The 8,071-nt window shown below is 52.3% G+C and carries 9 protein-coding genes and 1 pseudogene; 8 read left to right on the top strand and 2 right to left on the bottom strand.

Going from position 1 to position 8,071, the window contains the following annotated elements; genetic code table 11:
* The 8 genes and pseudogenes from H7A81_RS27820 to H7A81_RS23680 form a co-directional block, all read left to right on the top strand.
* A pseudogene (locus tag H7A81_RS27820) lies at nt 1-178 on the top strand (DNA-binding protein); the annotation flags it as partial.
* Nucleotides 179-306: 128 nt separating this feature from the next.
* On the top strand, nt 307-1,635 hold the full coding sequence (locus H7A81_RS23710; protein ID WP_182058898.1) for an aspartate aminotransferase family protein: 1,329 nt from the start codon (nt 307-309) through the stop codon (nt 1,633-1,635).
* A complete protein-coding gene (locus H7A81_RS23705) occupies nt 1,632-2,186 on the top strand; it encodes a carboxymuconolactone decarboxylase family protein (protein ID WP_182058897.1) in 555 nt (184 codons plus the stop codon). The genes H7A81_RS23710 and H7A81_RS23705 overlap by 4 nt, the downstream gene beginning before the upstream one ends.
* 129 nt (nt 2,187-2,315) lie before the next feature.
* Complete coding sequence (glnH, locus tag H7A81_RS23700) at nt 2,316-3,068, top strand: glutamine ABC transporter substrate-binding protein GlnH (protein ID WP_182058896.1); 753 nt, start codon at nt 2,316-2,318, stop codon at nt 3,066-3,068.
* 51 nt (nt 3,069-3,119) lie between these two features.
* Nucleotides 3,120-3,776, top strand: a complete 657-nt coding sequence (glnP, locus tag H7A81_RS23695) for a glutamine ABC transporter permease GlnP (protein WP_034830279.1) — start codon at nt 3,120-3,122, stop codon at nt 3,774-3,776.
* Nucleotides 3,777-3,778: 2 nt separating this feature from the next.
* The gene (gene glnQ, locus H7A81_RS23690; RefSeq protein ID WP_034830426.1) at nt 3,779-4,501 is read left to right on the top strand and encodes a glutamine ABC transporter ATP-binding protein GlnQ; all 723 of its coding nucleotides are present in this window, start codon (nt 3,779-3,781) and stop codon (nt 4,499-4,501) included.
* A 21-nt stretch (nt 4,502-4,522) separates the two neighbouring features.
* Nucleotides 4,523-5,542, top strand: a complete 1,020-nt coding sequence (locus H7A81_RS23685) for a C45 family peptidase (RefSeq protein WP_182058895.1) — start codon at nt 4,523-4,525, stop codon at nt 5,540-5,542.
* A 195-nt stretch (nt 5,543-5,737) separates the two neighbouring features.
* Nucleotides 5,738-6,847 (top strand): lactonase family protein, encoded by a 1,110-nt coding sequence (locus H7A81_RS23680; protein ID WP_182058894.1) that lies wholly within the window; start codon nt 5,738-5,740, stop codon nt 6,845-6,847.
* 40 nt (nt 6,848-6,887) lie between these two features.
* Here the strand turns inward: H7A81_RS23680 and H7A81_RS23675 are convergent, their stop codons facing one another.
* Together H7A81_RS23675 and H7A81_RS23670 are read right to left on the bottom strand one after the other, a co-directional pair.
* Nucleotides 6,888-7,787, bottom strand: a complete 900-nt coding sequence (locus tag H7A81_RS23675; protein WP_160867147.1) for an alpha/beta hydrolase — start codon at nt 7,785-7,787, stop codon at nt 6,888-6,890.
* An 88-nt stretch (nt 7,788-7,875) separates the two neighbouring features.
* Nucleotides 7,876-8,071, bottom strand: a 196-nt coding sequence (locus tag H7A81_RS23670; protein WP_182058893.1) for a TonB-dependent receptor, incomplete at its 5' end; no start/stop codon positions are given.

The following is an 8,071-nucleotide window of genomic DNA, read 5'->3' as shown; positions in this document are numbered from 1 at the left end:
ATTATTCTCTATCGACAGTCCGTCGTTCTTCCCCTCAGTGGTCTCTGGCATGGGGCTGGCAGAGTGCTTACTGGCAATGCTGGTGGCGCGCCATGGCCGTGATGCTGTGCATAAAATCGAAAATGCCGAACGCTATCTGATTGAATCTGGAGCATATGTGGTGCCTGGCAAATCCTGAGGAATGATTCATTTGTATCCGTCATAAGAAAATAGAATGCATGTGAATCATTATTGCATTGACGTGATCCAAATGAATCCTGCAAGATGCGCTTAATTACCGTAGCGTATTCAGGAGCAGTACCCAGTATGAGCCACATTATTCACCGCAGTTTGCGCAGCACGCCCGCCGTGGCTGCTTGCGCCGAAGGGGCGTACATCTTCGATAAACAAGGAAAGCAGTATCTCGACGCCTGCGGTGGTGCTGCCGTTTCCTGCTTAGGCCACGCGCATCCTGATGTGTTAGCCGCGATGCATCGTCAAATCGACCAACTGGCCTATGCTCACACCAGCTTTTTTACCAGCGACACCGTTGAGCAACTCGCTGAACAGTTGACGCGCACGGCGCCTGGCGATCTCAACTACGCCTATTTCGTTTCCGGTGGTTCGGAAGCCGTGGAAACCGCGCTGAAATTAGCGCGTCAATATTTCGTTGAAATCGGGCAGGGGTCACGTACCAAATTTATCGCGCGCAAGCAGAGCTATCACGGCAATACGCTGGGTGCATTGGCCGTCGGCGGCAATGAGTGGCGCCGTCGCCAGTTTGCCCCATTACTGATCGACGTGATTCGCGTGTCAGCCTGTAATGAATACCGCGATCGTCGTGCTGATGAAACGCAGCAGCAATACACCACGCGTCTGCTCAATGAACTGGAACAAGCAATTGTTGATGCCGGTCCGGAAACCATTATTGGTTTCTGCGCTGAAACGGTAGTGGGTGCCACCACCGGCGCGACTCCGCCGACGCCAGGTTATCTGAAAGGCGTGCGCGCACTGTGCGATAAATACGGCATCCTGTATATCGCCGATGAGGTGATGTGCGGTATGGGACGCACCGGGACGTTGCACGCGTTTGAACAAGATGATGTGGTGCCGGATCTGGTCACTATCGCCAAAGGGTTGGGTGGCGGTTATCAGCCGATTGGTGCCGTGCTGGCCAGCGAAAAGATCGTCTCCGCACTCCAGTCGGGCAGTGGTCTGTTCCAGCACGGTCATACTTATATTTGCCACGCTACGGCGGCTTCAGCGGCACTGGCCGTCCAGCAGGTGATTGAACGCGATAACCTGCTCGATGCGGTGAAGCAGCAGGGCGCTTACCTGCAAAATGCCTTGCGTGAAGTGCTGGGCGCATTACCGCATGTGGGCGACACACGTGGGCGCGGCTTATTTGCCGGCGTGGAACTGGTGCGCGATAAAGAGAGCAAAACCCCGTTCGATCCTGCACTGAAACTACATGCTGGCATTAAAGCCAACTGTATGGCTCGTGGCCTGATGGTGTATCCGATGGGCGGCACCCTTGACGGGCAGTATGGCGACCACATCCTGATTGCTCCGCCATTTATTATTACGCCGAGCCAGCTCGATTTTGTGGTGGATACGCTGGCGACTGTGATTCGTGAAGAGACCGGTAAATTATGATTAATCGTTTGCCGCCGCTGGCGGAGCACGAGTGGGACGACCAGCAACGTCCACTGGCAGAAGAGATCATTAACGGGCCACGTGGTGCGCTGCTTCCACCCTTTGAACCACTGCTGCGCAGCCCTGAGCTGATGGCACACGCGCAGCGCATGGGAGAGTACCTGCGCTATCGCAGCGCGCTCGGTCAGCGCTTATCGGAACTGGCGATTCTCATGACGGCGCGTCACTGGTCGCAGCCGGTGGAGTGGGCGATTCATGCTCCGATAGCACGTGAGAAGGGCATATCCGCCGCCGCCGTGCAGGCCATTAATGAGAAGCGCCTGCCCGATGATCTGCTGGCCGATGAGTGGGTGATTTACCACTTTTGCCAGCAACTGCATCAACAGCAAAAAGTCACTGACACCACCTGGCAACAAGCCATCGATTTATGGGGCGAAAAGGGCGTGGTGGATCTGATTGGCATTAACGGTTATTACAGCTTCCTCTCGATGGTCATGAACGGCGCACAGACGCCGGTACCCGAAACACGGGATGATATTATCCCGGCATAAGCCGTCGTTTTCATCAGGGCGTGATCGAATGCGCCCTGAATATCAAATGGATTTATCTTTTTACTCCTGCCGAAATATTTCGCTGGGTGACATTCATCGCACGCTATTTCACTGACGCTGAGGGTTATTATGTCTGCATTATTCTCTAAATTAAAAGTTACGTTAGCATTGGTTGCTTGTTCAGCCAGTTTTGTCGCAGCAGCGCAAGATAAATTAACCGTCGGTGTAGACACCGCATTTGTTCCGTTCGAATTTAAACAAGGTGATAAATACGTCGGATTTGATATCGATTTATGGGATGCCATTGCGAAGAAAATGCACGTTAGCTACGAATTACGCCCAATGGATTTTGGTGGGTTAATTCCGGGCTTGCAATCGCGTAATCTGGATGTGGCGATGGCAGGCATTACTATTACGGATGCGCGTAAGCAGGTCGTCGATTTCAGTGAGGGATATTACGACGCCGATTTATTGATGGCGGTAAAAAGCTCCGATAATTCCATCACGAAATTTAGCGATTTATCGGGTAAGAAAGTGGGCCTCAAGCAAGGCACTGCTGCTGCCAGCTTTATGAAAAGCAAATATAAAGCGAACTACGTTGAGTTCCCTAATATCGATAATGCCTATCTTGATCTGCAAGCCGGCAACCTCGACGCCGTGGTGCATGACTCACCGAACGTGCTCTATTACGTGAAAACGGCAGGCGATGGCAAAGTGAAATCCACCGGTGAAACCGACAGCATTCTGCCACAGCAGTATGGCTTTGCGATGCAGAAGAACAGCAGCTTAACGCCTAAGGTGAATGCTGCGTTGCAGGCACTGCGCGCTGATGGCACCTATAACCAAATCTACGTGAAATGGTTTGCTAAGCAGCCAAAATAATCCCGCCAGGCCGGTGAGAATCGGCCTCGTTTCGTTTTTACGGGTTGAAAGATGAATTTCGAAAGTAAATATATTTGGGAGTCCCTGCCACTGCTGTTACAGGGATTACAGTTAACGCTGATTATTTCGCTATCAGGATTGCTGGGTGGTTTTATTATTGGTTTGCTGGCGGGCACTTGTCGTGCATTGGGCGGTAGAATATCAAAAACACTTTCACTGATTTTCGTTGAGTTAATTCGCGGCACGCCGATTATGGTGCAGGTGATGTTCATTTATTTTGCACTGCCGATGGTCATGCCGATCCGTATCGATCCGGTGACGGCTGCGATTGTGACCATTGTGATTAACTCTGGCGCCTATATTGCGGAGATTACGCGCGGTGCGATCCTCTCCATCAATAAAGGTTTTAAAGAAGCCAGTCTGGCAATGGGATTATCACAGCGCAGTACCGTATTACACGTTATTATGCCACTGGCGCTACGTCGTATGATCCCCGCGTTAGGCAATCAGTGGATTATTAGTATTAAAGACACCTCGCTGTTTATTGTGATTGGCGTAGCGGAATTAACTCGTCAAGGGCAAGAGATTATTGCCGGTAACTTCCGCGCACTGGAAGTCTGGACAGCGGTAGCGATGATTTATCTGCTGGTGACGTTGTGCCTGAGTTTCCTGCTGAAGCAACTGGAGAAAAGGATTCATATTTTATGAGCATGGTTGAATTTAGCGCGGTGTCGAAGAGTTTTGGCACCACTCAGGTACTGCATGACATCAATCTAAAGATTGAAGCCGGTGAAGTGGTGGTGATTATCGGGCCATCGGGCTCGGGTAAGTCCACGCTGTTACGCTGCATCAATAAGCTCGAAGAGATCTCCTCCGGTACGCTGTTGGTGGCGGGCATGCACATCACCGATCCACACGCCAATGAGTGCGATATTCGCCGCGAGGCGGGCATGGTGTTTCAGCAATTTCATTTGTTCCCGCACCTCACCGCGTTGGAAAACGTGATGTTTGGTCCGATTCGCGTGCGCAAGCAGAGCAAAGCTGCAGCCCGTGAACAGGCGATGGCACTGTTGGATCGTGTGGGTTTGCGTGAGCGCGCCAATCACTATCCGTCTGAACTCTCTGGCGGCCAGCAGCAGCGAGTGGCGATTGCACGTGCGTTAGCTGTTAAGCCGAAGATGATGCTGTTCGATGAGCCAACCTCAGCTCTCGACCCAGAATTGCGCCACGAAGTTTTGAAAGTGATGCAATCACTGGCTGAAGAGGGCATGACGATGGTGATCGTGACACATGAAATCGGCTTTGCCCGTGATGTGGCCTCACGACTGATCTTTATTGATGGCGGCACCATTGCCGAAGACGGTTCACCTGATATGCTGCTGACGGCCAGCGACAATCCGCGTCTGAAAGAATTCTTGCAACACGTATCCTGAACAGAAGTGAACGATAACAATATGAAAAAAATCGCAATCCATGGTTCCGACTTCGAAATTGGTCAGCAACTGGGTGAATTTGGCCGTGAAGCCTGGCATCAAAAGCTGACGCTCACCGCACTCTGGCAGACAGTGACAGCCATGAAAGACGCCGACCAAACGGTGGCCATGCGCGCGTTGGTCCAGGCGCACTATCCGCTGATCTGGCAGGAGCTGGAAGGGCTGGCCGCAGGATTACAGGCGCCGATTGAGGAGGTTTTTGCCTGGAACTGCCGTGGCGATTTAGTACGTTCAACCTCGGATGGATGTACCACCGTGGCGGGACAGCGTGCTGATGGCGTGTTAACTATCGCGCACAATGAAGATGGTTTTCCTCAATTACGCGATGACTGTGCCATCGTCAGCATCCGTCCGGATAGCGGCAGGGCGTTTACCAGCTTTGCTTATCCGGGGTCAATTTGCGGTCATACCGTTGCCGTAAACGAGAAGGGCGTGGTGAACACGGTAAATAATATTCGTGCGCTGTATCGCCCGGAAGGAGTGCCGCGTCAGATTCTGGCCCGCGCCGCGCTGAATGCGACTACGCTGGATGAGGCTATCGCTATTCTGACCACATCACCGCGCGCCGGATCGTTCCACCATACGCTCGGACAGATGGGCGATAGCCGTCTGTTTAGCGTGGAAGCCACGGGTTCGGGTTGCTCCGTAACGCAACTGACCGCAGTGTTCGCCCATGCCAATCACCTGATTCATCCGCAGCTTGATGGCGTGGAACAGGTGATCACTGCTAGCTCCGGCTCACGGCAGCAGCGTTTAATTGCATGGCTGGAGACACAAACGCAGTTGGACGGCGATGCAGCAAAAGCGATTCTCTCTGACCAGCATGATGCGGTGCTGCCCATTTATCGCCTTTCGCCGAACGATCCGGATGAAGAGAACACCCTGGCGACAGCGGTATTTACGCTTCATGCAAAACAAGTTGACTGGCAGATATTTACCTTGAATCGTGATGAGTCAGAATTTAAAGGCACGATTTCCTAAAAAGTAATCTGCTATATTGTGAACCCGGTCACCCTGGCCGGGCGCTATTCAAATTAATCCCACTATAGTCGTTAAACATTCCGATTATGGTGGGGTACGAAAATGAATAGAAATAAAAAAGCCGCATTCAGCGGTTTAGCATCAAACATAACCATGGCATTATCCTTAGCTGTTTTTTCACTGGCGGGGAGCGCTATGGCAAATGCTGCGGAACATCAACAAATCGCTTTAGTGGGTACCTGGACGTCGATTCCAGATGCTCCATTAGAGCAGAAACCGGATCATCCTGGCGAAGGTTTATATCGCCTCAAGGTGAATGCGGATGGCACTTTAACGCCACTTGATGTGATCAAAATGAAAAGCCCGTCATGGATTGTAAAATCTCAGGATGGTCGCTTTGCCTATACCACCAACGAAGAAAACGCCGGGGCCGTTACCGCACTGTCCATTGATAAAAGCGGTCAGGTGAAAGTGCTAAATGCGGTGGATAGCCATGGGCAACAGCCGACGCACGCCACCATCAGCCCGGACGGTAAGTTCCTGTTTGTCGCTAACTACTCGGTGGCGAAAGGCGGCGCGGGCGTCTCGGTGTTCCCGATTCATCATGACGGTAAACTGGGTGAGCAGGTGCAGCACTTTGCTTTCGACCACGGCACGGGCGCGGTGAAAGGGCGTCAGGATGGCGGTCACGCACACTCGACCACCTTTACCCACGACGGTAAATATCTGTACGCTGCCGATCTCGGCGGTGACAAGCTCCATGCCTATCGTTATCACGCCAATAAGGCTGAGCCTCTGGAAGCGGATACCGCGCATGACGTGACCTTTACCGCCGGTTCTGGCCCGCGTCATATGGTGTTCTCACCAGATGGCAAACATGCCTACGTCACCACCGAAATGGCCGGTGAGATCGCGGTATTTACAGTGAAAGACGATCACCTGGACCGCAGCAATACCGTGAAGCTGAACACTGAAAATAACAGTGCTGAATACCGTAGCGGCGGCGGAATTATTCTCAGTCCGAACGGTAAATATGTGATTGCAGCGAATCGTGGTTCAGATAATAAGCTGTTGGTGTTTAAAATTGAGGCGGATGGCCAGTTAGGCAAGCCGGTCAGTTATAAAGCCAACGGCATTGAACCTCGGGCGTTCTCATTTGATGGCAGTGGAAAATATCTCTATGTCACTAACGTGTTCACCAACAATATTTCCCTGTTCCATTTCGATGAAAAGAGCGGTGAGCTGAAAGCAGCGGGCGATGCAGCAAAAATATCCACGCCCACTGATATAAAGTTCTTTAATTAAGCCGTTCGGTGGGCGCATTTTTTGCGCCCACTTCTCCTCGCTATTTTGCCTGTGACATTTCCAGCAGCGCCTCTTCCATTGATGCACCAAACATTTGTCCGTGGGACAGTCCCGGATAAAGTTGATAGCGTGCGGCTGTGCCGTTCTCTGCCATACCTTCGATAGTGGTGCGCACCGCGCGCAATACTTCAGGTTCCGCCGTGTTGCTATCGCTGCGGCGATCGCCATTCCCTTCCATCAAAGTGATCTGCTTATTACTGGCTTTGCGGGTCTGCATCTCACTCAACAGAGAGTTAAATCCCTGGCCGACCGATGGACTGGCAGCGAAATAGCGCGTAAACAGCTGAGAGGAGAGATAGCTGTCGAGTACAAACAATCCGCCGTAAGAGTGGCCCCACAGCGCGCGTTGTTGATGATCGACATGCACACCTTTCTCCGCTGCGGGCAAAATACGTTGCTCTAGCAAGGTGCGGAATGCGCTGCTGCCGCCGCCCTTGCGACCGCGACTAAAAGTGTATCCTGCATCGCCATGCTCTTTGTCAGGCGGGGTGTAATCGTAAGTTCGCGCGTTTACCTCAAAAGGCAATGTGGTTTGATACCCGACCACCACCAGAACCGGAGGGTTGCCTGCCGAGAGTTTTTGCAGCAGCGGATCGGTCAGCCTGTCCATTACCGCATTGCCATCCAGCATCGTGATCAACGGGTAGCCAGATGGCGGAGGCGCTTTATCTGGCACCGCAGTCCAAACTTTGTAATGCCGCTGGCCATCAGCCGAGTCATATTCACTGATGGAGAAGTGGTAATAAGCGGAGCCTTTGTCGGCGATATTCGGGCCGAGTGGCGTCATATTCGGGCGTGCAAAAACGCTGGTGGTGACACTGCTGAGCAACAACAGCAGCAGGCCAATGGGACGGTTTATTGCTGAAAATCTATAAAGCATTGAAATCCCGATACTCTGGTTGATAGGTGCACATCATGATGCACCCCAAAATTAAGCGGCCATCACATCCGATAGCCGCTGGTTCACATCAGAAATGCATCCCCAGTTCCATATAGTAGGTGCGTCCTGATTCGTTGTAAGTGTTCGCGCCCGCGCCCCAAAGATAGGCGCCGGTGGTGGCATTGCCGGTGCTCTGCGCATTACCCTCACGGAAGTGGCGTTTATCAAACAGGTTATCGATACCGGCGGTGACATCCAGATACTTCGTCACGTTATAAGTCGCA

Origin of the sequence: Pantoea sp. ME81 (genome assembly GCF_903970985.1) — a bacterium.
Taxonomy (GTDB): Bacteria; Pseudomonadota; Gammaproteobacteria; order Enterobacterales; family Enterobacteriaceae; genus Pantoea; species Pantoea communis.
This window is presented reverse-complemented; position numbering and strand designations above follow the sequence as displayed.

Bases quoted from the DNA above. Each gene is read 5' to 3' on its own strand.
- H7A81_RS23710 (WP_182058898.1), top strand. From the start codon at position 307: ATGAGCCACATTATTCACCGCAGTTTGCGCAGCACGCCCGCCGTGGCT.
- H7A81_RS23675 (WP_160867147.1), bottom strand. From the start codon at position 7,787: ATGCTTTATAGATTTTCAGCAATAAACCGTCCCATTGGCCTGCTGCTG.
- H7A81_RS23680 (WP_182058894.1), top strand. From the start codon at position 5,738: ATGGCAAATGCTGCGGAACATCAACAAATCGCTTTAGTGGGTACCTGG.
- glnH (WP_182058896.1), top strand. From the start codon at position 2,316: ATGTCTGCATTATTCTCTAAATTAAAAGTTACGTTAGCATTGGTTGCT.
- glnP (WP_034830279.1), top strand. From the start codon at position 3,120: ATGAATTTCGAAAGTAAATATATTTGGGAGTCCCTGCCACTGCTGTTA.
- glnQ (WP_034830426.1), top strand. From the start codon at position 3,779: ATGGTTGAATTTAGCGCGGTGTCGAAGAGTTTTGGCACCACTCAGGTA.
- H7A81_RS23685 (WP_182058895.1), top strand. From the start codon at position 4,523: ATGAAAAAAATCGCAATCCATGGTTCCGACTTCGAAATTGGTCAGCAA.
- H7A81_RS23705 (WP_182058897.1), top strand. From the start codon at position 1,632: ATGATTAATCGTTTGCCGCCGCTGGCGGAGCACGAGTGGGACGACCAG.